23 protein-coding genes and 1 pseudogene are annotated in these 25,743 nt (G+C 49.5%); 15 read left to right on the top strand and 9 right to left on the bottom strand.

Annotated elements, in window-relative coordinates; genetic code table 11:
• Positions 1-2 precede the first annotated feature (2 nt).
• Positions 3-866, top strand: coding sequence for a carbohydrate ABC transporter permease (locus tag AC58UX_RS24740; RefSeq protein WP_497257671.1), 864 nt, complete (start codon positions 3-5; stop codon positions 864-866).
• A gap of 13 nt (positions 867-879) precedes the next feature.
• Positions 880-2,136 carry a CehA/McbA family metallohydrolase gene (locus AC58UX_RS24735; RefSeq protein WP_497257904.1) on the top strand — a complete coding sequence of 419 codons (1,257 nt, stop codon included), beginning with the start codon at positions 880-882 and terminating at the stop codon, positions 2,134-2,136.
• A 233-nt stretch (positions 2,137-2,369) separates the two neighbouring features.
• Here the strand turns inward: AC58UX_RS24735 and AC58UX_RS24730 are convergent, their stop codons facing one another.
• The 6 genes from AC58UX_RS24730 to AC58UX_RS24705 all read right to left on the bottom strand — a co-directional run bounded on the left by AC58UX_RS24730 (position 2,370) and on the right by AC58UX_RS24705 (position 9,420).
• Positions 2,370-2,516, bottom strand: a complete 147-nt coding sequence (locus AC58UX_RS24730) for a hypothetical protein (protein WP_497257669.1) — start codon at positions 2,514-2,516, stop codon at positions 2,370-2,372.
• 59 nt (positions 2,517-2,575) lie between these two features.
• Positions 2,576-3,490 carry a pseudouridine-5'-phosphate glycosidase gene (locus AC58UX_RS24725; protein ID WP_497257667.1) on the bottom strand — a complete coding sequence of 305 codons (915 nt, stop codon included), beginning with the start codon at positions 3,488-3,490 and terminating at the stop codon, positions 2,576-2,578.
• Positions 3,491-3,494: 4 nt separating this feature from the next.
• Entirely contained in the window at positions 3,495-4,625 is a 1,131-nt protein-coding gene (locus AC58UX_RS24720; RefSeq protein ID WP_497257665.1) for a carbohydrate kinase, read from the bottom strand.
• Between the two features lie 140 nt (positions 4,626-4,765).
• Positions 4,766-5,170 carry a hypothetical protein gene (locus AC58UX_RS24715; RefSeq protein ID WP_497257663.1) on the bottom strand — a complete coding sequence of 135 codons (405 nt, stop codon included), beginning with the start codon at positions 5,168-5,170 and terminating at the stop codon, positions 4,766-4,768.
• A 179-nt stretch (positions 5,171-5,349) separates the two neighbouring features.
• On the bottom strand, positions 5,350-7,944 hold the full coding sequence (locus AC58UX_RS24710; protein WP_497257661.1) for an Ig-like domain-containing protein: 2,595 nt from the start codon (positions 7,942-7,944) through the stop codon (positions 5,350-5,352).
• Positions 7,945-8,130: 186 nt separating this feature from the next.
• Positions 8,131-9,420 carry a glycosyl hydrolase family 18 protein gene (locus AC58UX_RS24705; protein ID WP_497257659.1) on the bottom strand — a complete coding sequence of 430 codons (1,290 nt, stop codon included), beginning with the start codon at positions 9,418-9,420 and terminating at the stop codon, positions 8,131-8,133.
• Between the two features lie 554 nt (positions 9,421-9,974).
• Here AC58UX_RS24705 and AC58UX_RS24700 point away from each other — a divergent pair.
• The 4 genes and pseudogenes from AC58UX_RS24700 to AC58UX_RS24685 form a co-directional block, all read left to right on the top strand.
• Positions 9,975-10,154 (top strand): annotated as a pseudogene (locus AC58UX_RS24700) (YiaA/YiaB family inner membrane protein); the annotation flags it as partial.
• Positions 10,131-10,451, top strand: a complete 321-nt coding sequence (locus AC58UX_RS24695; protein ID WP_497257902.1) for a YiaA/YiaB family inner membrane protein — start codon at positions 10,131-10,133, stop codon at positions 10,449-10,451. The pseudogene AC58UX_RS24700 and the gene AC58UX_RS24695, both read left to right, overlap by 24 nt.
• A gap of 69 nt (positions 10,452-10,520) precedes the next feature.
• Positions 10,521-11,168, top strand: a complete 648-nt coding sequence (locus tag AC58UX_RS24690; RefSeq protein WP_497257657.1) for a hypothetical protein — start codon at positions 10,521-10,523, stop codon at positions 11,166-11,168.
• Between the two features lie 26 nt (positions 11,169-11,194).
• On the top strand, positions 11,195-11,887 hold the full coding sequence (locus AC58UX_RS24685) for an S-layer homology domain-containing protein (RefSeq protein WP_497257655.1): 693 nt from the start codon (positions 11,195-11,197) through the stop codon (positions 11,885-11,887).
• Positions 11,888-11,959: 72 nt separating this feature from the next.
• Here AC58UX_RS24685 and xylA read toward each other — a convergent pair whose 3' ends face one another.
• Complete coding sequence (gene xylA, locus AC58UX_RS24680; protein ID WP_497257653.1) at positions 11,960-13,279, bottom strand: xylose isomerase; 1,320 nt, start codon at positions 13,277-13,279, stop codon at positions 11,960-11,962.
• Between the two features lie 173 nt (positions 13,280-13,452).
• On the opposite strand from xylA, the gene AC58UX_RS24675 reads away from it, so the two are divergent.
• The 3 genes from AC58UX_RS24675 to AC58UX_RS24665 all read left to right on the top strand — a co-directional run bounded on the left by AC58UX_RS24675 (position 13,453) and on the right by AC58UX_RS24665 (position 15,865).
• Complete coding sequence (locus AC58UX_RS24675) at positions 13,453-14,628, top strand: ROK family protein (protein WP_497257651.1); 1,176 nt, start codon at positions 13,453-13,455, stop codon at positions 14,626-14,628.
• A 145-nt stretch (positions 14,629-14,773) separates the two neighbouring features.
• On the top strand, positions 14,774-15,280 hold the full coding sequence (locus AC58UX_RS24670; RefSeq protein ID WP_497257649.1) for a hypothetical protein: 507 nt from the start codon (positions 14,774-14,776) through the stop codon (positions 15,278-15,280).
• A gap of 69 nt (positions 15,281-15,349) precedes the next feature.
• Positions 15,350-15,865 (top strand): Crp/Fnr family transcriptional regulator, encoded by a 516-nt coding sequence (locus AC58UX_RS24665; protein ID WP_497257647.1) that lies wholly within the window; start codon positions 15,350-15,352, stop codon positions 15,863-15,865.
• 21 nt (positions 15,866-15,886) lie between these two features.
• Here AC58UX_RS24665 and hmpA read toward each other — a convergent pair whose 3' ends face one another.
• Positions 15,887-17,104 (bottom strand): NO-inducible flavohemoprotein, encoded by a 1,218-nt coding sequence (gene hmpA / locus AC58UX_RS24660; protein ID WP_497257645.1) that lies wholly within the window; start codon positions 17,102-17,104, stop codon positions 15,887-15,889.
• Between the two features lie 169 nt (positions 17,105-17,273).
• On the opposite strand from hmpA, the gene AC58UX_RS24655 reads away from it, so the two are divergent.
• The gene (locus tag AC58UX_RS24655) at positions 17,274-19,238 is read left to right on the top strand and encodes a dihydroorotate dehydrogenase (protein WP_497257643.1); all 1,965 of its coding nucleotides are present in this window, start codon (positions 17,274-17,276) and stop codon (positions 19,236-19,238) included.
• Positions 19,239-19,508: 270 nt separating this feature from the next.
• On the opposite strand, the gene AC58UX_RS24650 is transcribed toward AC58UX_RS24655, so the two are convergent.
• On the bottom strand, positions 19,509-20,144 hold the full coding sequence (locus AC58UX_RS24650; RefSeq protein WP_497257642.1) for an FMN-dependent NADH-azoreductase: 636 nt from the start codon (positions 20,142-20,144) through the stop codon (positions 19,509-19,511).
• 248 nt (positions 20,145-20,392) lie between these two features.
• Between AC58UX_RS24650 and AC58UX_RS24645 the strand changes: the two genes are divergently transcribed.
• The 5 genes from AC58UX_RS24645 (at position 20,393) to AC58UX_RS24625 (ending at position 25,688) form a co-directional block, all read left to right on the top strand.
• Positions 20,393-21,430, top strand: coding sequence for an agmatine deiminase family protein (locus AC58UX_RS24645; RefSeq protein WP_497257640.1), 1,038 nt, complete (start codon positions 20,393-20,395; stop codon positions 21,428-21,430).
• 5 nt (positions 21,431-21,435) lie between these two features.
• Positions 21,436-22,311 (top strand): N-carbamoylputrescine amidase, encoded by an 876-nt coding sequence (gene aguB, locus AC58UX_RS24640; RefSeq protein ID WP_497257900.1) that lies wholly within the window; start codon positions 21,436-21,438, stop codon positions 22,309-22,311.
• A gap of 3 nt (positions 22,312-22,314) precedes the next feature.
• Positions 22,315-22,941, top strand: a complete 627-nt coding sequence (locus AC58UX_RS24635; RefSeq protein ID WP_497257638.1) for a LysE family translocator — start codon at positions 22,315-22,317, stop codon at positions 22,939-22,941.
• Positions 22,942-23,050: 109 nt separating this feature from the next.
• Positions 23,051-24,760 (top strand): methyl-accepting chemotaxis protein, encoded by a 1,710-nt coding sequence (locus AC58UX_RS24630; RefSeq protein ID WP_497257636.1) that lies wholly within the window; start codon positions 23,051-23,053, stop codon positions 24,758-24,760.
• Positions 24,761-24,827: 67 nt separating this feature from the next.
• Complete coding sequence (locus AC58UX_RS24625; RefSeq protein ID WP_497257634.1) at positions 24,828-25,688, top strand: aminoglycoside 6-adenylyltransferase; 861 nt, start codon at positions 24,828-24,830, stop codon at positions 25,686-25,688.
• The last annotated feature ends 55 nt before the right edge of the window (positions 25,689-25,743 follow it).

Here is a 25,743-nt window from a genome sequence, read left to right as displayed (position 1 = left end):
ATATGAGAAGTAAATCGTTAAGTAGACAAGATATCCCCTTTCAAATAGCCAATGGTCTCTTCTTGTTGCTGCTTGTGGCTACCATGATTTTGCCCATTTGGAATACCTTTATGATTTCGATTTCCTCTAATATCTCGTCCATGCATGCAGGGCTGCGGTTGTGGCCATCGGAGCTCAGTATGGAAGGATACCGGACGGTATGGCAGCGCGTTGAGCTGTGGAGACCATTTGGCATGAATGTGCTCGTCACCGTACTCGGCTCATTCGCGCACGTGCTGCTCTGCGCAATGGCGGGTTATGTGCTGCTGCATAAGGGCTTGCCAGGACGGAAGCTGCTGACGAGCTTTATTCTACTGACGATGATGGTACCGAATGAAGCCGTCATGATCCCTCTCTATGTGGTAAATAAAGAGCTTGGTCTATTAAATACAGTATCCGCCTTAGTGCTGTATGGCTTGATCTCTGGTTTTAGTATTCTATTAATGCGGAATTTCTTTGGCGCTGTATCCTATGAAATGGCAGAGTCGGCCAAGATCGATGGCGCTGGAGAGTTTCGCATTTTTGCCACGATGTATGTGCCACTAGCTAAACCGGGACTTGCGACGATTACCTTATTTGAATTCGTGTCCCGATGGAACCAGCTAACGCCCGGGCTGCTATATATTACGAATCAGAAGCTATATACACTGCAAGTAGCGCTGCGCGCACTAGTCATTCAATCGGATGCCACGAGCAGCAATTTATTTATGACGCCTAATGTCCGTATGGCTGGGGTTATGCTGGCACTTATCCCGCTAGTCGTGATTTATCCGTTTGTTCAAAAATATTTCGTTACCGGCCTGATGGTCGGAGCAACGAAGGAATAGGAGAGTTAGCGTGATGATCATAACTCGTCTAATTTCAAATGAGGAAATGGATCGTTATGTGGAGGTGCCCTTTCAGGTTACGAGCAGCTTGGAACGCCTACACGTTCGTATCCAAGTGGAAACGAATGGGCCAGGGGATTGTGTCATTGATCTAGGTGTCAAGGATTCCGAGCGAGTAAGAGGTTGGAGTGGGGGCGCACGCAGCGAATTTTTCATTGAAGTAGAACAAGCGACTCCTGGTTATACCCCCGGTGAATTGGTGGTGGGGGAGTGGGCTGTGCTGCTGGGGACGTACCGGATTCCGCCAGCGGGATGTACGGTGCGTGTAGAGGTGACATGCACAACGCTGCAAGGCCGCTGGCTCAAGGGCGATCTCCATATGCACACGGTTCATAGTGATGGAGCATGGACCGTAGCTGAGAATGCGAAGATGATGGCAGAGCTGGGTTGTGATTTTCTAGCGATGACCGACCATAACACCTATAGTCAAAATCTTGCGTATCCAAGGGAGACTGGCGTCGTGTTGATCCCTGGTATGGAGCTAACCACGAATCATGGACATGCCAATTTTCTGGGAGCGGTTCGCCCTGTCGAAGATTTCCGCGCGGTAAGCTCGGAGCAGGTGCAGGAACGGATTCAAGAAGCAAGGAGTAATGGTGCGCGCATTGTACTCAATCACCCGCATTGTCCCAATTGTGGGTGGGAGTGGGCTTGGTCCGTCGATTACGATTGGGTAGAAATCTGGAATGGTCCTTGGCGGGAGGCCAATCAACGAACGCTAACATGGTGGCACGAGCAGCTTTGCAGCGGAAAACGCTTGATTGCTGTCGGGGGAAGTGACTTCCATAGCCAAGGAGGCTATGTCAGGCACAGCATGCCGACAACCTGGGTGTATGCAGCTAGTCGAACCGTCGCAGGGGTACTTAATGGGATCGATACTGGCCGTGTGTTTCTAAGCTTCTCACCGGAAGGGCCTACGTTAGAGCTTAACGCAGGGACGTTTCACATGGGCGATGTTGTGCCTGCACAGGCACCAGAGCGTCAGGGCAAAGTTACGCTTGTAGTCAAACAACTAGAGGTAGGCGATACGGTGAAACTAATCTCAGACCGAGGCGTTGAGGTTACTTGTGTTGCGCACCATGAGCAATCGCTGGAGTTGTTGGGGGAAATGGAAGGGAGAACCTTTTATCGTGCAGAGGTATGGCGCTATTTCATCGAGGTTCAAGAGACGTTGCTCGCGGCTGTAAGTAATCCGCTGTACATGGAATGAGTAGAAAGAGAGGGTGTCCCAAAAGTGCTTTTTCCTCGCAGACATCCCCCATTAACCAGAGCAAGACCAATAGTTCGAATTCCCCGAACTAATCTCAGTGTCCGAGCTGATAAATTTCCAATAGTCAGATTTGGACCTAACTAAATCGCCTAAACTCATCTTTACGTTGGGAAAACAGGCGAATAGTTCGGCAGAATCGAACTAACGGCCTGCCGCCAAGGGAAGACCTGGATTTAGTTCGGCAGAATCGAACTAGCGTCGGTTCCGACAAGTCGAATAGTCCCCACCCAGCAGTTAGTAGGGAGCTCGGCGACCATAGCGCTCCAACCTGGGACGACGATTTGGACAACTTGAATGCCAAAAACAAAGGAGCTAAGCATGAAAATCGCTTAGCTCCTTTATTATCTCGAACCGTTTTGGGACAGCCTCGTTTCAGGCTTTAGTTCTTCAACGCTACCGCAATCCTTGCGGCGGTCTGCGCGTTGTGGTAAACGAGCGCGATGTTCGTCTCCAGGCTGCGCCCCTCGGTCAGCTGCTTGATCCGCGCTAGCAAGAACGGCGTGACCTTTTTACCGGTCACGTTCTGCTCTTTGGCCTCATTCAGCGCTTGCTGGATGACGGCTTCGATCTCGACATGGTCCATAGCGGATTCCGCTGGGACCGGGTTGGCGATGACGGCGCCGCCGCTGAGTCCTAGCTCCCACTTCGTGCGGAGCATAGCGGCTACGTCAGCCGCCTCATCGAGGCGGAAATCTACGCCGAAGCCGCTCTCGCGGGCGTAGAAGGACGGGAACTCGCTCGTTTGGTAGCCAACCACGGGCACGCCGTGGGTTTCCAAATACTCGAGCGTACGGCCAATATCGAGGATCGATTTCACGCCGGCGCAGACGACGGCGACGTTGGTCGCTGCCAGCTCCGTCAAGTCAGCGGAGATGTCCATCGAGGATTCTCCCTCGCGGTGGACACCGCCGATGCCGCCGGTAGCAAAGACTTCGATGCCGGCAAGCGCAGCGCCGATCATCGTCGCGGATACCGTAGTCGCCCCGATTTTACCGGAGGAGAGGATGTACGGGAAGTCGCGGCGGCTCACTTTTTCCACGTGGCCATTCGTTGCGAAGGCTTCGAGCTCTTGCTCGTTTAAGCCGATTTTGATTTTGCCATCCATAATACCAATCGTTGCCGGAACAGCGCCATTATCGCGAATGATTTGCTCTACCTTTTTCGCCATCTCGATATTTTGCGGGTACGGCATACCGTGGGAAATAATCGTCGTTTCCAATGCTACGATCGGTTTATTGTTCGCGAGTGCTTCTTTCACTTCGTCGGTAAAAGTTAAGTATGAGTTAGATAACATGGGGTTAATCTCCTTTAGTCATGGTGTTTATCGTAAGTTGCAAGCGATCCTCGTTCAGTTCGTTGGACGTAGATTGATCGGTTTGGAGTGTAATGTGCGCAGCAGCAAGGCCGTATTCACAGGATTTCAAATAAGATTCCTGACGGGTAACGCCATAGACAATACCAGCTAAGAAAGCATCGCCTGCACCTGTCACTTCAACGACATGGGTCGGAATCGGAGGAAAGAATTGTTCACCTTCTTCACCAACGTAGAGAACGCCTTGACTCCCAAGCGTGATGAAAACATGCTTCACACCTCGTTCTTGAATGACTCTAGCTACTTTGGTGTGGTCAGGCTCTAAATAAAACATATCAATGACATCCTGGTCCATGGTAAGAGGTTTATGGGCAAGTTGAACGGCTTCTTCTAAGTTTGGAAAAATCGCCGTCACACCGGTCAGATCGGACGGAAGCTTTTTCGCCTTCTCAGAGGAAACCGGATCGATGAAGAGCGGGATATCTTCCTCCTGACAACGGCGGATCAGTTCCTCCAAGGTGTCGCTTGGAAGGTTCGTATCTGCGATCACGAGCTTGGCGGCGGCAATATGGGACCATTTGTCCCTGAGCATCGTAGGCGTGAAAGTATCATAGATGTCCATGTTTGCAAAAGCGAGAAACATTTCGCCTGACGTATCGAGAAGCGCGGTGTATGATCCCGTTTTCTCTCCCTTCAGGACGATCGCTTGGCTAACGTCGACGCCTTTGCGCCGCGTTTCTTCCAGTACCCACTGGCCTGCTTTATCGTCACCAACCACCGTGAGGAGGGCTGTCTGACAAGCTAGCCCGGCTAAAGCCTCAGCGATGTTGCGGGCAACGCCGCCACAGGACTCCGTTACCGTCACCGGATTGGAGGATGCTAGGCGAATCGATTGCTTGCTAGTCGCTTTACTATCGAGATTTGCTCCGCCGATGCAGAAAACCATGTGTTCATCTGAGGTGACATAAGCTCTGCCCCGAATCGTTCCCTTCTTGGTCAGCGAAGCTATATAACCAGCCACGGCAGATCGAGAAATGCCGATAATACCGGCCATTTCATGTTGGGAAATGAATGGATTTTGTCGGATAAGCGCTAGAATTTGCTGTTCACGATCCATGCAAAGCTCCCCTCCTTCGTTGTTCTCTCTTTATCTTATCGCATCATAAAACAAAAGTCTATCCGACAAACTTTTGTTACTGAAGCGCGCAAAAAAGCCCGTTCCCAGAACAGGAACAAGGCTCCATCATTGAGTCAAAGCTATTCCGAATAGGAGGAATTGGAGCGGGAGCTCAATCCAAGTAAACCGAGTAAGCCCAACAAACCAAGGTAAGCATACCAAGGCTTGGATTTATTTTTTGGCGCAGCGACAACAGACTGAGCTTGCAGCGTCGATACGTTTAATGCCGTTGGCGGTGTAATCCCGTAAGCTGCTGAATAGCCGCTCAGGTTCGTGTTAGGGTGTAAACGAGAGTCCGCGCCTGGCATGCCGAAGGGATTGGTCTGATACATCGTGGCAGAGCCTGTCTTCAAGTGTTGCAGGTTTTCGGTCTGAGCAGTGTGCTGGTCATGACCATGCGCATGCAGCCGATATTGATGTGCACCGAGCAGCAGAGAGAAAGTAAGGAATGAAATAGAAGCTAATTTGAAAGATCGGGTAACCATTATCCATACCTCCAGGTATTTTGTAGATAGGGTCATTCGGGTAGGTAAGCATATATTCCCCTGTCGACGAGAAGTTATGCAAAGAGAATGCCTGGAGGGATGTTGGTACTTTGAAAAAGTTGAAAACAAAAGAACCGCCGCCTCCTGGATACCCAGGAAGGCAACGGCCCTCAACAAAATTACTTCGCAACGGTCACTTGAACCGTTGTTTTCATATTGGCAAAAGTAATGGTAATACGGGCAGTCCCTTTGCCAGTTGCTTTAATAATGCCATCCTTTACATCTGCGATCATGATATTGGATGTTGTCCATAGTGCTGGCTTGGTTACATCTTCTTCAGATCCATCTGTATATGTCGCCAAGGCTTCGACTTTTGCCGTTTCGCCTTCTTTCAGCGACACTTTCACTACACTTGTTTTCAAATATTTCAAAGAATCAATTTCGACAGGAATCGATACCGTTTTACCGCCATAGAAACCAGTGATATTGGTTTTCCCTGAAGCTGTCGCTGTGAAAAGTCCCTTATCTATAGTACCTAGCTTGTAGGAACTGACTTTCCATATAGCAAGTTCTGTTACATCTTTCTTTGAACCATCAGACAATATGGCTTCTAATTTCACTTGTGTTTTGGAACCTGTTTTGGTTACAAAATAGGATACATCAGCAGTTAATCCATCAATGACACCGATCTCTACCGGAATGGAAATGCTTTTACCGCCGTAGGTTGCCGTGATAGTCGCTTTACCGCGGGCTACTGGCTTCACCATACCTTTGGACACTGTCACAATGCTGTTGTTGCTGGATTTCCACTCGGCATCGTTCGTGACTGGAATTTTTACATCGTTAGCATCGAGTGCTTCAAGTTGAATAAGTCTTGTTTCATTTAAATCAAAAATCAGACTAGTCACATTTGCTGTCAGCTCACTGGCCATATCGACTTTCACCGGAATGGTCACTGTTTGGTCATCCAACTCAGCAGTCAATGTCGCTTCACCTGATGCAATGGCTTTTACAACACCTTTATCAACAGTGACTACTTTACTGTTACTGCTTGTCCAAATGACATCAGTTGTTACATTATTTTTATCATCGTCCGTGTATATAGCTTCTGCAGTTAGGGTCACGGAAGCGCCCTTTTTCATGTCTAGCTTTTCTTGACTAACCGTAAGACTCTTCAATTGGCCTACCGAAACTTGAATAACAACTTTGCGGGTTCCAAATTCAGCTGTTACCGTTGCAGCGCCTGTGGCCGTCCCTGTAATGACGCCATTGCGTACCTCTGCAACATCAGTAGAGCTAATCTTCCACGTCGCTTTGTCCGTCACATCGTCGTCGCGGCCGTCTTTAAAATAGGCAGTTAACTCAACTGTAGTTGAATCTCCGATCTGCATATTTACGATTTTTTGTGACGCTGTAATCATGGTAGGGACATCAACTTCAACTTGTGTTGTCGTTGTTTTGCCGCCATAGGTTGCCGTTACTTTCGCGATACCCGCTTTATAGGTTGTAATTTCACCGTCGAGAACCATGGCGATATTTTCGTTGTCGACGCTCCAAGTTGCGCTAGTTGTTACAGTTTCTGTTTTGCCATCGGCATAGGTTGCAAATAAATCAAGCTGTTGCTTTTCGCCTGTTTTTAGAACAACAAGATCGGTATCCACAACGAGACGGCGCGGAACCTCAACGTCTACTTTCGCCACAACTGTTTTCTCGCCATACTTAGCAGACACAGTTGCTTCACCGATTGCATTGCCAACGAGCTGGCCTTTCGTTACACTCACGATACTCTCATTACTGGAAGTCCATTCTGCGCGATCCGTAATATCCGTTGTCGTGCCATTCGCATAGGTAGCCTTAAGCTTTAATGCGCCTGTTCCATTTTTCTTAAGCAAAATACTTTGTTTATCCAATTCAAGCTTCAATGTACTATCTACATCAACATCAATAGTGATCGATTTCGTACCATAGGTAGCAGTTAACTTCGCTTTACCGACACTATAGCCCGTAATTTTACCATTAACAGCCTCAGCTACTTTAGCATTATCTGTTGTCCAAACGGCTTTATCAGCTACGTCGCTCGGATTACCGTCAGGGTAGGTAGCCATCAAAATAACCTGGTAAGTACCATTCTTGAGCAAAGAGACTTCTGATTTATCAGGATCGAGACGACGTACAACCTCGACATCAACGTCCAGTTCGAGGGACTGATTCATATAAGTAACCGTAATAGTGGCGCTGCCGGGATTTTGTCCTTTGACCAAACCGTTCGTCACCGTAGCGATTGAGCTTGAATTAACCGTGTAATCGGCTTTGCTTGTCACATTCTCTGATGTGCCATCGTCGTAATAAGCGGTGATTGTAACTTGGTCCGTCCCATTGAGGCGAAGGTCAAGGGCTTGCTTATCTGTCGTTAACGATTTCACTTTTTTGCTAACCGTTACCGTGACAACTTCCGTTTTACCCAAATATGTAGCCGTAATGACGGCTTTTCCTTCTTTCTTGGCGGTTACGACACCCGCGTACACAGAAGCAACTTCCGGTGATCCGGAGTTCCAGTCTGTTTTGACCGTAGCATTCTCCGTGGAGCCGCTGACAAAAATAGCCGTAGCCGATAAGTTAGCTGTGCTGCCGACTTGCAAGCTGAGTTCATTTTTGTTCAAAACCAGCTTCGAAATTTCATCTGCTGCTAGAGCACTTCCCGTGAACATTGCCTGACTAGCTAGTACAAAAATAATGACCAGGGACAACCATGTACTGCGACTAAACCTCTTCATGCTTCATTTCCCTCCATTTAAAGCTGTTGCTAGATTCTGCTTGATGAAAATAGATATCTATTTTCATCGGCATTTCAGTAAGGAAAATGAAGGGAAATGGTTATTTAATTTGTTGAGATTTTGTTAATTATGTCGAAATAGAGAAAACCCCCATCTCCGCGAGCTTGAGGAAGGGGGCTAACAGCGCTAACTGCGTTTGACGACTTTGAAATTTTCCTCAAGCAGCAGCCAGTTTTGCGGGAACTTCAGTCCCAGCTTCCAGTAGCTAATACCGCGGAGTCCTAGCTCTTGAATCAAACGGAACTTGGCTTGGATGGAGCGTGCATCCTCAAACCAGACCGTGTGCTCCTTACCAGCGTCATCCCAATAGTTAAAATGCGGTGCTTGCGCGGTGTAATCGTACAGAATTTGCGCGTTAAATTTGCGGGCTAAATCAATTGCGGCCTGTGGTGAAACCGCCTTGGCATAGGCGCCACCTTTGACAAAGGGCAACGTCCAGTCGTAGCCGTATAAATTTTGACCCATCATGATTTTGGATGAGGGCATCTCACTGCGTGCATATTCAAGCACTTTGCGAACAGGCCCGATCGGGGAAACCGCCATAGGAGGTCCACCGCTGTAGCCCCACTCATACGTCATAATGATGACAAAATCAACAATTTGACCATGTGCTTTATAGTCGTGGGCTTCATACCAGGCTCCGGCTTGTGTGGCACTTGTCTTTGGCGCGAGAGCCGTGGAGACCAGGTACCCTTTACGATGAAACCGATCTACCGCTTTGCGCAGGAATCGGTTGTAAGCCTCGCGATCTGCAGGTAATAGATGTTCAATGTCAAAATGGATATCTTTAAACCCGAGTTTCTCTGCTGTTGTCTCGATGTTTTGAAGCAGACGGTTTTGAACTGTTTCGTCATTTAATATAACGTGCCCAAGCTCCGCGCTGAATTGATCATTCTCCAGGTTGGTGAGCACCATCATGAGGGTGACGCCATGCTGCTGGGCGATTTCTCGCATATTGTTAAGCGGCGGATTGACCAAGGTGCCGTCTCGGTTAATACGGAAGCTGAAGGGAGCTAAGTACGTCAAATGAGGTGCCGCTTCACGAGCAGCTTGCACGAGAACAGGCGACACATCCGCGCCTCTTGGTTCGATATAAGCATTCACTTCGGCTTGTTTGCGCGGGGTAGGGGGGATATACAAACGGAACCCGCTGGGCAATGGTTGATATAACGTAAGTCCATTGACGGATGCGAGCGTGTCTAGGTCTATGCCGAGCTTTTGTGCGATGCGGTACAGGCCCTCGCCAGGCTGCACCCAGTAGTAAGATCCGACAATCGGAATGACTAATGCCTGTCCGATGACTAACGATTGACTGGGGGTCAACTCATTCGCCGCTGCCACCTCTTCGACCGTCACGCCATAGGTTTGGGAAATGCGATACAGCGTTTGTCCTTTTTGGACAACGTGAATTTGCATAGGGTTTTCCTCCTTTTAAAAGATAACCGAGCCTCCATAAAGGTAGTCTCAGCTGGTGAAACTCGCTAAAAGCGCATGAGACGCCCAATTGTGGGAGGCTCAGGAGATGGGGAGTCGGAAATGACTGTATCCGAGCCTACTTTTTTATATCCTATTCGGCAAGTGGGCGATAGGTGAATGTCTTGGCGGAAAAAGATAAAAAGCTCGCCTATATGCATCTAGTGTAGGGGCAGAGGGGCGAGCTGATTATGATCAGAAAAAGTACTTTAGCAAAAGAGCTAAAGTACTACTCTTGCGGAGCTGTTTCATTTGCTTATCACAGCTTTAGTGACCTTTTTCATCGCTACAGCGCCAGCTTTCGCGCAGATATGTGCTGTAAGGTTGATTTTCATCACTAACTAGAAGCCACTATGTAGATAGGTGTATGTCACGAAGTCTTAGTAGCAGGTATTATTGGAAAATAGTACTAGTTGGAACATTCAGAGCACCATATACTAAGTAACAAGAGCAAGTCATTCATAACGTTGCAGGGCAACGATAGGGGGATTTTAATTATGATGAATCAGCGGAAACGGAATACAACAGCCTTTACTTTTATGGCGTGGGCATCCTTTATAGGCGCTTTCGTAGCAATGTTTATTGGGATATACACACTGGAAGAATCGCTTAGCGTGAAGGGGTATTTTGCGGTATGTGCACTGTTTCTCACCATGTCGGCGTTCGTGCTTCAGAAGGTCATTCGCGACAATTTGGAAGATGGGTACGAATCCCGTAAACGGAATACATCAGCTTTTACCTTCTTGGCTTGGAGCTCCTTCGCATTAGCATTACTGGGCATGTTTATCGGGATCATTAACTTGGACCAAATTCTTTCTGTCAAAGGGTACTACGCTGTAACAGCATTGTTCCTGACGATGTCCTCGTTTGTCCTGCAAAAAACAGTTCGTGATAACAACGACGACGATGCGTTGATCTCTGTGCAGCATGTGCACACAGCTTCCCATGCAAGCGAAATGAAAATGGAAGAGTAGTTAGATTGAATACAAATATTGCCAACCACCCTCTCGTTCTAGTAATCTATGAATTGGGAGGGATTTGGCATGATTAGGAAAATAAGTAAGTTAATCTTGGTATGGATGCTAATTAGCTGTGTTGGGTTGGCAGTTCCCGTATGGGGAGCTGAGCAAGCCGACACGAAGCCAAGCAGTATTACGTATGAGATGAAGGATATTCAGGTGCAATATGCGGCTGAATTTACGGCCTATCCGGCAGCAACGGCGGGAAAACCTACAGTTAGCATGTCGGTCTACGACGCTGTATATAGCAACGCGGCTAAGCCGCTGCAAGTGCTGTACGGTGTAGTCAAATTGACGAATAAACTGGGTTACACCTTTACCGAGGAGTTCATCAGTGTGACGGATGGCGTGTATAGTGCTCGCGGTTTATCTAATGGAGGCGGCCCTATTTACAACCTGAACAATCAAGTAAGAGGGCAGAATACCGAGTTCGTGACAGGTAAAAAGCTGGCGGAGAAAAGCGTCGTCAAGGATTATAGCGATGGCTGGAAAACGATTAGACTCATTCGCAATTGGGATGATTACGCTAATCCGCTTGATTTTTCTATTAGTTTCAAATGGGATTTGGTCGGACCCGTGGATCCTTTTTTCAAAAAATTGACTGAAACAACGTATGTAATCGACCTCACTACGCTCCGCCACAAAGGTGCGAGTCAGGCGGTGCAGCGATGAGGGGATCAGTATTTAAAAAATTGGTTATGACCATGGCAGGAGCCTTGCTCCTTTCGACGCTGTTTGCTGCGGTTGCAGGGGCTGCAGACGCTGGAGTGAAGCATACAGCTGAAGCCGACACCTTGAACAAGCTGCAGCTGTTTCAGGGCACGGATCGCGGTTATGAGCTGGACCAGACACTAACACGGGCGCAGGGCGCCACGATGCTGCTGCGTATGTTCGGCTGGGAGACCGCCGCCGCGAATGCGCAAGGGCTGAGCTCGCCGTTCACGGATGTGCGGGCGACGCACTGGGCCGCGAAGTCCGTCGACTTCGCGTTTAGTAAAGCGTTGGTGCACGGTGTCACCAACGATCAGTTTGCGCCGGATGCGAGCATCACCGGCGAGCAGTTCTTGGCGCTGACGCTGCGCGCGCTAGGCTATGCAGAGGCGGAGCCGCAAACGGCCAGCGAGCTTGCGGCGACAAGCGGACTGCTCAGCGCGAGCGACGCGCAGTTGATCGCGCAAGGCGCGGTGTTTCGCCGCGACGAGATGGTCGCTGTGGCGTATCGCGCCATCCAGACCAAGCTCAAGGGCAGCACGCGCACGCTGCTGCAAAAGCTAGTCGAGGATGACAAAGCCGTGAGCGCCGAGGCCGCTGTGGCTAGCGGGCTTTACAAGAAGCCCGGCAACGACCCGATGGATCAGATCGAGGCAGCGATCCGCGATGCATTGAAATAGGAGCGTCTCACTTGTGATGCGATCAAAAAATCCCGCCCAGCCAATGGCTGAAGCGGGATTTTTCAACTTAAATTAAGCGTTAAGCAAATATTGATTCACAGTCGCTTTGATCAATTCCAAACGGCCGGATTGGTTCACGATAGGTCCGTTGTTAGCAAGTGCATAAGCTTCTAGTGATTTGAAGTCCGCTTTGCCAGACACGATATCTGCGCCGATCCCGGATTGGAAGGAACCGTAACGAGTGTCAAGGATGTTGTCGAATACTTTATCTTCGATCAATTTCGCTGCAACTTGCAAGCCGCGAGCGAATGCGTCCATACCTGCGATGTGTGCATACACAACGTCAACTGGCTCGAAGGATGTACGGCGAACTTTCGCGTCGAAGTTCACGCCGCCGCTGCCGATTCCGCCTTCATTCAGAAGGATTTCGTACATCGCCATCGTCGTGGAGTACAGGTCAGTTGGGAACTCATCTGTATCCCAGCCTAGCAGCAAGTCGCCTTGGTTCGCATCGATGGAGCCAAGGATGCCGTTGATACGCGCTACACGAAGCTCGTGCTCGAACGTGTGACCCGCAAGCGTTGCGTGGTTAGCTTCAAGGTTCAATTTGAAGTAAGGAAGCAGGTCGTATTTTTGCAAGAACGAAAGTGTTGTAGCTGCATCGAAATCGTATTGGTGCTTGGAAGGCTCTTTCGGTTTAGGCTCGATTAGGAATTGACCTGTGTAGCCGATTTCTTTGGCATAATCAACAGCCATGTGCAGGAAGCGAGCAAGGTTATCCAGCTCAAGACCAAGATCCGTGTTCAAAAGCGTCTCATAACCTTCACGACCGCCCCAGAATACGTAGTTTTCAGAGCCAAGCTCTTTCGCATGATCCAAAGCTTTTTTAACTTGTGCTGCTGCATAAGCGAATACTTCTGCATTGTTGGAAGTCGCTGCCCCGTGAACGAAGCGCGGGTTCGTGAACATGTTTGCTGTGTTCCAAAGCAATTTTTTGCCTGAGGAAGCCATTTTATCTTTGATCAAACCAACGATTTCATCAAGGTTCGCATTTGTTTCTTGCAAAGTTTTGCCTTCTGGTGCGATATCGCGGTCATGGAATGCGAAGTAGTCCACATCTAGAATGTTCAAAAGCTCAAAGCAAGCATCAACGCGAGCTTTAGCCAGCTCAATGCCGCTAAATTGGTTCCAAGAACGAACGTTTGTGCCAGCGCCGAATGGATCGGAGCCATCAGCGGAGAAGGAGTGCCAGTAAGCAACAGCGAAGCGCATGTGCTCACGCATTGTTTTGCCTAGAATCACTTGATCTGGGTTATAAAATTTAAAGGAAAGTGGGTTCGTGGATGTAGGGCCCTCGTATTTAACTGGTTGAACGTTGTCAAAGTAGCTCATGAATTCAGCCTCCGTATAAATGAGTGATAAATGCTTATGAAGCCATCATAGCATCATTCTGAAAGTTTGTAAATTCATTAAACAAACTTAGTTGGTGCGTGAAAAAGTCTTCTATGTTAGAATCATTTTCATAGCGATGATTCGCAGCATTAGGAACGGTATGGAGGCTAACGATGAAACAAACAGGCGACTTAAACCTCGTGAAAAAAATAAATAAAACGATCGTACTGCATCATATACGCACGGATTCACCGATCTCACGCGCTAGAATCGCTGAGATTACAGGGCTGACGAAGGCGACGGTATCCAGTCTCGTGAATGAGCTGATCGAGAGCTCCCTTGTTGAAGAGATTGGTGTAGGGGAGTCGAGCGGCGGGCGCAAGCCGATGATGCTGCTGTTTAACGGAACGGCGGGCTACGCGATTGGCGTTGATCTTGGTGTGCATGATATTTTGGCTGTGCTCACCGACTTGACGGGGAAAGTAGTGACTGAGCGACGTATCGTCCATCACAATGAGTCCGTGGAGCAGGTGGCCCGCCTGGTAACAACGACGATCCGCGAGCTGATCGAAATGGCGCCAGAGAGCGTCTATGGCGTCATTGGTATAGGCCTTGGCGTGCCGGGTATCTGTGATGATGAAGGGAATTTGTTGGTTGCCCCGAATCTGGGCTGGGAGAATGTACCGCTGCAAAGCCAGTTAGAAGCTGAATTCGGACTTCCTGTTGTGATTGATAACGAAGCGAATGCTGGGGCAGTTGGCGAGAAGCAGTTTGGCGCAGGGAAGGACACGGCGAACCTTATTTATGTGTCCATCGGCATGGGGATCGGTGCGGGCCTTATTATTAAAAATGAGCTATATCGCGGTGTCACGGGCTTTTCCGGCGAGATCGGCCACATCTCGATTCAGCATGATGGTCCTAAATGCCGCTGCGGCAGCTTGGGTTGCTGGGAGCTGTACGCATCGGAGCATGCATTATTGGAGCAAGCAGGGAAAGAGCTAGGGCATGAAGTGGACCTAGAGACTTTATTAAGTAAAGCCGAAAGCGGCGACACGAAGGTCATCTCTCTTTTTGAGCAGCTGGGCTATTACCTCGGAGTCGGTGTCGTGAATATTATTAACGCGTATAATCCGGAATTTATTATTCTGGGAGGCCGGTTGGCTGGTGGTGAGAAGTGGCTCATGAAGCCGCTGCTGCAGCTGCTGGAAAAGCGATCTCTGCCGCACCCGCGCAAGCAGCTGAAGGTGGAGTTTTCGGAGCTTGGGGATCGGTCGACGGTGCTTGGGGCGGCGTCTTTTGCTGTGGCGAAGTTTTTTGCTTCTACAACAGTTTCGGTAGAACAGAGCTAATCAAGCGTAAATCGAGAAGAAATTGACATAACACGGCATGTAAAGTTATTGACTGAATCTCTGTCTATTTTGTAAAATGGGAAAGGTCTGGTTTAGAACGTGAACGGCCTTATGAATCCCATATAGAAAAGGACGGGAACCAACGATGTTTCTTCGTTCGCTTGTGATTTGCTGTTATTTGATGGGAGCTTATTGGGCATCCTATCACTTTCCATCGATGAAGATGGTCTTTTACCCAACGTTGGGCGCATTCAGTTTTCTTTTCATGCATCGTGTAGACAATATTAGAGAAATACGCCGGATTATTATCGGGGCCATTATTGCGGTTACGATGGGCAGTCTTTTTTATACCATTAGCACGGGAGCCGTTTCTTTCTTCCTGACAGCCCTCGTGACGATCACCTTAATTCAATTTTTCAAATGGAATGCAGCGCCAATTCTGGCTGTTTCGTTTATCCCGTATTTTGCACATCCTGTCTCCATGTGGGCGCTGCCGATTGCGGTTTTTGTGTCATTGACAGGGTTGCTGATCTCGATTTGGCTCATTGGCAAGGTCGAGCAGTTGAATTGGTATATAAGCTTGTCGGGCAAATTAACACAGATACGCCAGTCCGTTCGTGCACCTTTTGAACCGTTGAAAAAAGAGCTATAAATCCTGATAATGAAAAAGCGATCAGCCAAAGGTGCTGTCGCTTTTTTTGCACATAAAGGAGAAACAATGATGAAACTGCACAAGGGAGAAATCTTATTCCGCCAAGGGGAGTCGGGCTCGCTGTTCAGGCTGCATTCAGGGTTGTTGAAAATCGTCCGCTCGCATGAAGACGGAAATACGACGCTCGTCAATATTATAGTGCCGGGTGAGACGATTCCACATCATTCGCTGATTAGTCCGAGTGCCTACTATGCAACGGCCATTGCGTTGGTGACGAGTGACGTTGAAGTGCTGCCTGCTGAGCCTTGGTACGCGGAATTGGAACGCAACCCGGAGCATTATCGCACGATTGCGCGACAGTTACAGGACAAGCTGCGCATGATGCAGCAGCGGATCGATCAACTGACGGAAATCGCTCCAGCAGCGAAGCTGTTGAAAATGGAACAATGGTTTCAACAATACATAGGAAACTTGAAGCTGACCGATGTGCTGACGCAAGAGGAAATCGGCCAGTTCATAGGGCTTCGCCGAGAAACCGTGAACCGGTTGCTACGAGAACGCGAAACAGGGAGGAAGAGCGAGTAAGCTCTTTCTCCCTGTTTTATGTTAGGAAAGCGCACCTGCGGGGCCGAAGAATTCGTAATGACGATCCGCCTCCGCAACGCCCCACGCGATGAGCGATTGATTGACTGTTTTCATGAACGGCAACGGTCCGCAGAAGTAAAAGCTGCCATCCACCGTCGGCACAAGACTTTGGATCCAAGGCAGATCGAGATAGCCCTCTTTGTGGTACGCCTGCTCACGGGTATCGACCTCAGTAGGCTGTGCATAACACCAAGCAATCGTGACTTGAGGGTGTTCTTTAGCAAGCTGCTCGACTTCTGTACGGAGTGCATGATGCTCCCCATTTTGAGCGGCATGGATAAATGTGACCTTGCGATTCGGCTGCGTTGTGACAATTGCATGCAGCATGCTCACCATTGGGGTAAGTCCGACCCCGCCGCTAAGAAGTGTAATAGGTCTTGTATCCGCTGCATCTAGTGTAAAGTCACCTGCTGGCGCGGAAAGCCAGAGGACATCGCCCTCTTGAACCTGGTTGTGCAAATAGACGGAAACTTTGCCTGCAGGGACAGCTGGATTCGTGTCTTCGCGTTTCACCGAGATCCGGTAGAAAGGCTGACCCGATGCATGAGAGAGGCTGTATTGCCGAATATGCGTGTGTCCATCACCTGGGATTTGAACGCGAACACTGACATACTGCCCAGCTGCAAAATCAGCAATAGGCCCTTGATCCTGCGGCTTCAGGTAAAAGGAGGTGATGACGTCGCTTTCTCGTTCTTTTCGAGCGATGATGAACGGTCTGAAATCGGACCATCCCCCAGGCTGCAAAGTGGAACTCGTATACATATCGGACTCAATCCTAATGAAGGCACTTGCGATGACGCCGTAGGCTTCAGCCCATGCCCCCAAAATCTCGTCCGTAGCGGCATCGCCTAGGACTTCTTTAATCGCTCCTAGCAAATGCTCCCCGACGATGGGATACTGCTCGGGTTTGACGCCTAGACTGCGATGTTTATGCGCGATTTGTTTGACTGCGGGCAGAATGGCTTCCAACCGATCAATATGCACGGCTGCTGCGTAGACGGCGTTGGCGAGAGCGGATTGCTGTCTGCCTTGCTTTTGATTGGCGTGATTAAAAAGATTCAATAGCTCTGGATGAGCCGCGAAAAGTCGGTCGTAGAATCGTTTGGTTATTGCTATACCATGGACTTCTAGTACGGGCACAGTGGATTTAATGATGCGGATGGTTTGTTCGCTTAGCATGAGGGATCATCTCATTTCCAATAGAGTGACTTTATGCCTTTAGTATAACGAACAAGAGGAGGGCACCCCTGTGATTAGAATCACAGGGAATCGCAACAAAGTGTGTCTATGGGCAACGAGAGGGATACACGATATACTGGATATAACATCCAAATGAGGGAGGCGGCCTATGCCCGACTGGTCGTATCATACGTTATTTAAACCGTTGCTTTTTCGCCACAGCGGGCGGAGATCCAGAGATCTCACGCTGCATGCGATTGGCGGGCTAAGCCGCATACCTGGCGGCACTTTTGTCATTCGCACGATGGGCCACATGGAAATGTCGCCGCATCTGGCGAGCGAGCTGGCAGGCGTGCCGATTGCCTGCCCGGTAGGCCTCAGCGGCGCGCTTGACCCGCACGGCACGGCTCACAAGGCCCTCGCCCAGTTCGGGCTCGGGTTCATCGAGCTCGGACCCGTGACGGTCCGAGCTGTCAGCAGTGCCGCGCTAATTGAGCGCGTCTTGGAAGAGGAAGCCATCGTCTATCCCGATGGCTACGAAAACGACGGCGCGGACGCGATCGCCGCGCGCCTGCGCAAGGGCACGGGGCATCGTCTGCCGCACTTCGTGCGGCTGCGGCCGATGCCGGGCAGTTCGCCGCGCGAAGCGCTTGAAGAGCAGCGGGAGCTGCTCCTCAAGCTGGCGCCGTACGCGGCGGGGTTCACTCTCGATGGCCTCGCCGAAGGCTGGCCATCGGAAACGGCTTTGGCGTACCTCGCGGAGGTGCGCCAGCTGGCACTGAAGGCAGCACCGGGGAAGCCGGTGCTGTTGTATGTGCCGCAGCAGCTCCCAGCCGGGGAGCTGCATGCGATCTTGGACACCGCGCGCAGCTTCAGCGGTGTCGTTCTCGGCGACGCGCAGCGGGAGCCGGGCTCTCGCTGCGAGCGCGTCGGCGGCGGCGCTGCTTTGCTCAGCGCGCAGCTGAGCAAGGTCCGGCTGCTGCGCGAGGCGCTGGGCGAGCGCAGTGCGATTGTCGCGGCCGGCGGCGTGCATCAGCCGGAGGACGCGCTCGCGCTGCTGGAAGCAGGCGCGACTAGCGTCATGCTGCACAGCGGGCTCGTCTACGCAGGGCCGGGCCTGCCGAAGCGCATTAATGAAGCGATCCTGTATGATCGCATCACCGCTCCTGCAGTAGTCCCTTCTCCATCATCCTCGCCAGCCCCATCCTTCTGGGCGAACTGGGGCTGGATGAGCCTGCTGGGATTAGGTATGATCATCGGCGGTGTGCTGGCATGGTTTATTGCCGCAACGACGGTGCTTTTGCCTTATGATGAGGATTTTTTGGGGCGATCACGCAGTGAAATTAACCGTTTCAACGCCCATCTTCTTCATTTCATGTCGCATGATCGCATTACCTTAGCGGGTACGATGATCTCTACTGGCATTTTCTATTATCAGCTTGCTCATCACGGCTTGCGTTACGGGCTGCATTGGGCACGTACGGCAGTCTTATCCTCTTGCGTTGTCGGTTTTTGCAGCTTCTTTCTCTATCTTGGCTACGGTTATTTCGATCCGCTTCATGCGGCAGCAGCGATTGTTCTACTGCCTATGTTCTTACTTACGCTGCGTGGGTTAAAGGATCAACCATCTCGTAAACCGCCAGGATTACGAAATGATCGCATTTGGCTCAGAGCACAGTGGGGGCAATGCTGCCTCGTGGTACTTGGCTTTGGGTTGGGGATCGGAGGACTCACGATATCCTTCGTCGGGATCACGGGCGTATTCGTTCCGAGTGATTTGGCTTTTTTGGGCGTAACTACTTCACAGCTATCTGCTTGGAGTGATGCAATTATTCCGCTCATTGCCCATGATCGCGCAGGCTTTGGCGGTGCGCTGTTCTCACTGGCTGTGGCGATAACGGCTTCAGCGCTCTGGGGGATGAATCAAGGAGAAGGCTGGCTATGGTGGACGTTCCTATGGGGCGGACTGCCGGGCTTCGTGGCGGGGCTTTATGTACATGCACATATTGGCTACACGGATTTTGTCCATTTGCTGCCTGTTTACATAGCTGTGCTGCTGTATGTCGGCGGATTATATCTGACGTATCCGTATCTCGTAGGAAAAGGGGAGACTAGTGTCAGTCTGTCTGTTTAGCTATCTGCCGCCTCTCCGCCCACTACCTTCTATTTTAACGGACACTAGTGACCGTATTCCTTAGAAAATACACTTTTTTTCAACCTAACGGACGCCAATGACCTTTATTTGAGCAATTTGTGTGATTTGTTTGCGCAAATTAAGCAATAGGGACTTTCATGTCCTTTAGCCATACTCAATGGCACTTTTGAACGAATTAGGGTCTGTTGTGTCCGTTACACAAAAGCTGTCCCCCAAGACCCTATCATCTTTGGGGGACAAGCTCCTCACTCAAAAACTCTTCGCCAACTCCTGCGCCTTACTAATCGCTTCTGCCTTAATCTCCTGCGCTTTATCAGGGAATTGGTTATGACCCTCAACAAATAGCCCCTGCGTTTCTGGAATACCGAAGAAGGCCATGATGATGCTGATATAACGATGACCAGATTCCATGGCTGCCGCCGGCCCTTCTGAGTACACGCCGCCGCGGGCTTGGATATGCAGAACTTTTTTGCCGGAAAGTAAGCCGACTGGACCTTCTGCGGTGTACTTAAACGTTTTGCCTGCCACACAAAGAGCATCCAGATAAGCTTTCATCACAGGTGGGAACGAGAAGTTCCACATCGGGGTAACGAATACGTATTTGTCTGCGGCTATAAATTGCTCGGTAAGCTCACTAATTCGTCCTACCTTGGCGCTTTCTTCGCTTGTTAATGAGGAAAAATCCTGCCCACTCCGCAGCTTACCCCATCCGCTGAACACGTCCGCATCAATATGCGGGACTTGGACACGATACAAATCAATAGGGATCACTTCATCATTAGGGTTCGCTTCTCGATAGGCATCGATGAAAGCTTTACCTACGGCCATACTATAAGATGTTTGATGATCATGAGGATGTGCGGTAATATGCAGAACCGTTGCCAAGGTAATCCATCCTTTCGGGTATAGAATCTAAGTAATCCTCTTCTAATGTTCGATTAAAACTCTTAAAATATGCTGGTAGAAAAAGGACTACTCGTGTCTTGATAGAGTCAGAAACAACATTTGGGGATGGAACTACCTATTTACATTGAGCCTTGGCCGCTTTTGAGTTATGATGGGAGTCGATGTTTTTTATTTGAATTTCCTACGAGATTATTACCTAAATTAAGATAAAGTGAGATGACGAATTCATGACAAAACCAAAAGATTTAAACTATAGCATGCCAGCAGAATGGACGGAGCACGAACGCACTTTCATTTCTTGGCCCGTTCAAGCGTCAATGGTTTACCCGGAGGATCACGCAGTTGTTTCTCAAGGCTACTCAGATTTGGCAAAGGCGATTGCCGAATTTGAGCCAGTTACTGTGATTGTGAACCCATCCGATGCAGCACAAGTGAAAGAGATGTTCACCGAGTCCAACGTGGATTTCCTTGAAATTCAACATAACGATGCGTGGTTCCGCGACAACGGTCCAACATTCGTGTTGAACGAGCAGCAAGAAATTGCAGCGGTTAACTGGAAGTTCAACGCATGGGGCGGCAAATACGCGCCGTGGGATCTAGACGATAACGTAGCCCCGCAAATTGCGGAGCACCATGGTGTGAAACGTTTTGACGCTCCGCTCGTTATGGAAGGCGGATCCATCCACGTGGATGGAGAAGGTACGCTTTTGACTACAGAAGAATGTCTGTTGAACACGAACCGCAACCCGGATCTGAGCCGTGAGGAGATTGAGGAGCATGTCCGCAATTTCGTGAACGTGGAGAAGATCATCTGGTTGAACAAAGGACTGGACGGCGACGAGACGGACGGTCACGTAGATAATATTGCTTGCTTCGCTGCTCCAGGCAAAATCATTCTGCAAGTGTGCAACGATCCTTCGGATGCGAACTATGCGATTACGCAGGAGAATTTGGAAATTCTCCGCAGCGCGACAGATGCCAAAGGTCGCTCCTTCGAGATCATTCAAATCGAGCAGCCACCGCTAACGTTCTTTGAAGAGCAACGCTTGACGCTTAGCTACTTGAATTTTTATTTCGTGAACGGCGGCATTATTTTGCCGGTGTTTGGTGGAACAGCGGAAGAGACAGATCGCAAAGCGATTGAAGTTCTTCAAGCGGCATTCCCAGACCGTAAAATTCGTACAATTAACGGCATGTCTATCATTAAAGAAGGCGGCAATGTTCACTGCACGACGCAGCAAATGCCAGCCAGCAAGAAAGGGTGATTCCATTGAGAAAAGTGACTGTAGCAGCCACTCAAATGAGCTGTTCTGACAATATAGAAGCAAACATTGCTAAGGCGGAAAAATTAGTACGTGAAGCCGCGGCCAAGGGTGCGCAAATTATTTTGATTCAAGAGCTGTTCGAAACGCCATATTTCTGCCAAAAAGAAAAATCCGACTACTACCGCTTCGCAACGGAGCTGGAAACGAACAAAGCGATTAATCACTTCCGTGAAATCGCTAAAGAGCTTGCCGTCGTTCTGCCGATCTCCTTTTATGAGAAAAAGAACTACGCGCGCTACAACTCGCTTGCTGTCATTGATGCCGATGGCTCGGTTCTCGGCACGTACCGCAAAAGCCATATCCCCGACGGTCCGGGGTATGAAGAGAAATTCTATTTTAACCCTGGCGATACCGGCTTCAAGGTGTGGAAAACACGCTACGCCAAAATCGGCGTAGGCGTTTGCTGGGATCAGTGGTACCCGGAAGCTGCTCGCGTAATGGCACTGATGGGGGCAGAACTGTTGTTCTACCCAACAGCTATCGGTTCAGAGCCGCAGGATGGCTCCATTGATTCGAAGGATCACTGGCAAATGTGCATGCGCGGTCACGCGGCGTGCAACCTGATGCCGGTCATCGCATCGAATCGGATTGGCAAGGAAGAAGATGAGGATTCCAGCATCAACTTCTATGGTTCGTCTTTCATTGCAGGCCCGCAGGGCAATCTGGTGGAGGAAGCTGGGCGTGACGAGGAAACGGTTCTCGTTGCCGAGTTCGATCTGGATCAGCTGGAAATCCAGCGTATCGAGTGGGGGATTTTCCGCGATCGTCGTCCGGATCTTTACAAGAAAATCGCTACGTATGACGGTGAGCAGGTGTTTTAAAACGTGTGGCTGATTCCCTTACTTAAAGGCCTTTTGTTAGGTTTCTCCATCGCGGCACCTGTTGGTCCTATTGGAATCCTGTGCATGCGTCGGACGTTGACGTTAGGCCGCTTGCACGGCTTTTTATCTGGGCTTGGCGCCGCTACAGCGGATGCAATCTATGGCTTCATCGCCGGGTTCGGCTTGACGCTGATTACGAGCTTTCTATTAGATCAAAAGGTGATCCTGCAGCTGGTCGGAGGTCTGTTCCTCGTCTATTTGGGCGTGCAAACCTTTCGCTCTAAGCCTGCTGCCGAAGCTGCGAAAGCGACAGGTGACACGCTGTTCAAATCGTACGCGTCGACCTTGCTGCTCACGATTACGAACCCGATGACGATCATGTCGTTCGTCGGCGCCTTCGCGGGTCTTGGGCTTGGCGGTGGTGCGGATGCAGGTTTCACGCCTGCCATCGCCTTGGTGATCGGTGTCTTCACAGGCTCCGCGCTGTGGTGGATGCTGCTCAGCTTGTTGGTTGGACTGCTGCGAGATCGGCTCAAAGGAGCGGCGTTCTTATGGATTAATCGCATCTCTGGTGCGATGTTAACGGTGTTTGGTTTATTTGCAGTGATAGGGCTACTCTTCCGAGAGTAGCCTTTTTTGTCATGGTATGGAATATAACACGACCCCTTACTTTTTCATTTGCAGATGTCGATATATATAGGGTAGTCTCGAAAATTGTCGATAAGAAGGGGGGCTTGTCATGTTTAAAAATTGGTCATTAAAAACGAAGCTTCTTTCTGGCATGCTCTTAGTTATTTTGTTATTTACGGGAGGTGCAGTGAACAATTATTTGAAACTATCTGATGTCCAAAGTGCACTGAATCAGGAAACGGAGCGCAATGCGGAGGTAAAGGCAGCTTACGAGCTTAAGAACTATGTAGGTATTCTGTATAGTAATCAAGCCGATGTCATTATCAATCAAAGTGATGAAGCAGCGAAAGAGTACAAGGAAAACGAAGTGAAATTCAAACAATTCATCGAATTCATTGCCCTACAATCGGACAGCCCGAAGGAGAAAGAGTTGGCTGCAAGTTTGCGAACCGCCAGTGAGGGTTTTATCAAATCGTTTGATGTGGTTATGGATATTTATAATAGAAGCAGTAAACTAACGGCCGCGCAGCTTCGCGAAGAAAATAAGAAAGCCGATGATCAGACGGACGAATTCAAACAAACGATCTATACCGTGGCCGATCAATATATTGATAGCTTCAATCAAGAATCTAAGGAATCTAGAGATTATTTAACTGAGCAAATTGTTTCGGTCAAAACGACACTCGTAATAGCCTGTTTGATCGATATTTTACTTGGCATAGGTATAGCCTTGCTGCTTAGTAAAATCATCATTGGACCTATCAATGTGTTGATGAATGTAGCCCAAAGTATTGCTGAAGGCGATTTAACACGCACGATCAAAAGTCGTAGTAAGGATGAAATCGGAAAATTAACCGATAGCTTTAATCGAATGATTCTTAATTTGCAAGAGCTGATTAGAGAGGTGAATGCAAGTTCGCATGGTGTGGCAGCTTCTTCGAAGCAGCTTTCGGCAAGCGCAGAAGAAACCTCAGCGGCTTCGAACGAGATCGCGGCTTCCATCCAGGCAGTCGCGCGAGGGGCTGAAGCTCAGGGCATAACTTCCAAGGAAAGCGCACGTGCGATGGAGGAGATGTCCGTAGGCATACAACGGATTGCAGAAACGTCTTCTACCGTATCGGAAGTTTCAACGGATGCCTCGGAGAAAGCAAGGAATGGCAACGTATCCCTGCAGCAAGTCATTCGTCAGATGGAATCCATTCGGGCTACAGTCGATCGTACAGCCTCCATGGTACAGAAGCTCGACAAGCAATCCAAAGAAATCGGCGGCATTGTGAGTGTGATTTCCAGTATCGCTACCCAGACGAATCTGCTCGCGCTCAATGCAGCTATCGAAGCGGCTCGTGCGGGAGAACACGGTCGCGGCTTTGCCGTTGTTGCCGGTGAAGTAAGGAAGCTAGCCGAACAATCAGGCAGTTCAGCTAATCAGATTATCGGGTTGATTGAGCAAATCCAGCAGGGGACGCAGTTAGCTGTCGCTGCAATGAATGAGGGAACGAGAGAGGTACATACGGGGATTGTCGTCGTGCATGAGGCTGGTGAATCCTTTCAATTAATCCTGCAGGCGATTGATCAGGTGGCCGATCAGATCCGTGATGTATCTGCCGTGGCTGAAGAGATGTCCGCTGGATCCGAGCAAGTGACGGCTTCGGTGATCGAATCGGCTAATATTGCACAGCAATCTACCCTAGCTGCTCAGAATGTAGCGGGGAGCGCCGAGGAGCAGCTTGCAGCGCTGCAAGAAGTCGCCGCTTTCGCGAACGACTTGAACGGTATGTCACTCAGGCTGCAGCAAGCCGTCGGTAAGTTCAAGCTATAAAACAGGAGTAGGAACCTCCAGGGGCGAAGTAGGTCATCATTAGCGTTACAAAGGAGACGACTCGCCCATGCGCAGTGAACAAGAAATGATGTCCTTAATCCTAGATACAGCAAGAAATGATGAGCGCATCCGCGCGGTGATGATGAACGGATCGCGTACGAATCCTAATGTGCCTCGAGATGATTTTCAGGATTACGATATTGTGTATTTCGTGCAGGAAACGGGTTCTTTTCGATTGGATCCCAGCTGGATCGATCGGTTCGGAGAGCGGCTTATCATGCAGATGCCGGATGATAACGAACTGTACCCGACAGAGCCTACGGAGCGTATCGTGTATCTCATGCAATTCCAAGATGGGAATCGAATCGATCTCACACTGATCCCTTTGGCGCAGCGCCAGCAGTTGATGGAGCCAAGCAGCCTGAGTGTGCTGCTTTTAGATAAAGACGGTGCTCTAGGCCAGATTCCTGAATCTAGCGACAGAGACTACCATATTCGCAGACCAACGGAGAAGCTTTTTCAAGGGGCATGCAATGAGTTCTGGTGGATTTGCTTGAATATCGCGAAGGGGCTTTGGCGTGAAGAGTTGAGCTATACCATGTTTATGCATGAGCAAATCAACCGCAATGTGCTCATCCAGATGCTCGAGTGGAAAATAGCGATGCGTTCTGATTTTACGATGAGTGCTGGCAAGTGTGGCAAGTACCTTCAAAATTACCTGACTGCTGACGAATGGCAGGCGTTTAAAGCGACCTATTCGGATGCTGATTACGAGAACATTTGGGATGCTGTTTTTGAGATGAGTGACCTGTTTAGTGAAACGGCTCAAGAGGTGGCTGCGCAGCTGGATTTTGCCTACGTTCACTCAGAAGAACGAAATGTGCTTGCCTATCTGCATGAGGTGCGGAGTCGGTGTAAGAAAAGTTAATCTCTAAATGAAAAGTTACTCTAAAGAGTAACTTTTTTTATTTCCAGAGTAATTT

Source organism: Paenibacillus sp. J22P90, from assembly GCF_059692195.1.
Note: the sequence above shows the minus strand (reverse complement) of the source record. Positions and strands in the feature narration are given on the sequence as shown.

Coding starts and splice junctions, on each gene's coding strand:
- AC58UX_RS24740 (WP_497257671.1), top strand. CDS start 3: ATGAGAAGTAAATCGTTAAGTAGACAAGATATCCCCTTTCAAATAGCC.
- AC58UX_RS24735 (WP_497257904.1), top strand. CDS start 880: ATGATCATAACTCGTCTAATTTCAAATGAGGAAATGGATCGTTATGTG.
- AC58UX_RS24730 (WP_497257669.1), bottom strand. CDS start 2,516: ATGCTTAGCTCCTTTGTTTTTGGCATTCAAGTTGTCCAAATCGTCGTC.
- AC58UX_RS24725 (WP_497257667.1), bottom strand. CDS start 3,490: ATGTTATCTAACTCATACTTAACTTTTACCGACGAAGTGAAAGAAGCA.
- AC58UX_RS24720 (WP_497257665.1), bottom strand. CDS start 4,625: ATGGATCGTGAACAGCAAATTCTAGCGCTTATCCGACAAAATCCATTC.
- AC58UX_RS24715 (WP_497257663.1), bottom strand. CDS start 5,170: ATGGTTACCCGATCTTTCAAATTAGCTTCTATTTCATTCCTTACTTTC.
- AC58UX_RS24710 (WP_497257661.1), bottom strand. CDS start 7,944: ATGAAGAGGTTTAGTCGCAGTACATGGTTGTCCCTGGTCATTATTTTT.
- AC58UX_RS24705 (WP_497257659.1), bottom strand. CDS start 9,420: ATGCAAATTCACGTTGTCCAAAAAGGACAAACGCTGTATCGCATTTCC.
- AC58UX_RS24695 (WP_497257902.1), top strand. CDS start 10,131: ATGTCGGCGTTCGTGCTTCAGAAGGTCATTCGCGACAATTTGGAAGAT.
- AC58UX_RS24690 (WP_497257657.1), top strand. CDS start 10,521: ATGATTAGGAAAATAAGTAAGTTAATCTTGGTATGGATGCTAATTAGC.
- AC58UX_RS24685 (WP_497257655.1), top strand. CDS start 11,195: ATGACCATGGCAGGAGCCTTGCTCCTTTCGACGCTGTTTGCTGCGGTT.
- xylA (WP_497257653.1), bottom strand. CDS start 13,279: ATGAGCTACTTTGACAACGTTCAACCAGTTAAATACGAGGGCCCTACA.
- AC58UX_RS24675 (WP_497257651.1), top strand. CDS start 13,453: ATGAAACAAACAGGCGACTTAAACCTCGTGAAAAAAATAAATAAAACG.
- AC58UX_RS24670 (WP_497257649.1), top strand. CDS start 14,774: ATGTTTCTTCGTTCGCTTGTGATTTGCTGTTATTTGATGGGAGCTTAT.
- AC58UX_RS24665 (WP_497257647.1), top strand. CDS start 15,350: ATGAAACTGCACAAGGGAGAAATCTTATTCCGCCAAGGGGAGTCGGGC.
- hmpA (WP_497257645.1), bottom strand. CDS start 17,104: ATGCTAAGCGAACAAACCATCCGCATCATTAAATCCACTGTGCCCGTA.
- AC58UX_RS24655 (WP_497257643.1), top strand. CDS start 17,274: ATGCCCGACTGGTCGTATCATACGTTATTTAAACCGTTGCTTTTTCGC.
- AC58UX_RS24645 (WP_497257640.1), top strand. CDS start 20,393: ATGACAAAACCAAAAGATTTAAACTATAGCATGCCAGCAGAATGGACG.
- AC58UX_RS24630 (WP_497257636.1), top strand. CDS start 23,051: ATGTTTAAAAATTGGTCATTAAAAACGAAGCTTCTTTCTGGCATGCTC.
- AC58UX_RS24625 (WP_497257634.1), top strand. CDS start 24,828: ATGCGCAGTGAACAAGAAATGATGTCCTTAATCCTAGATACAGCAAGA.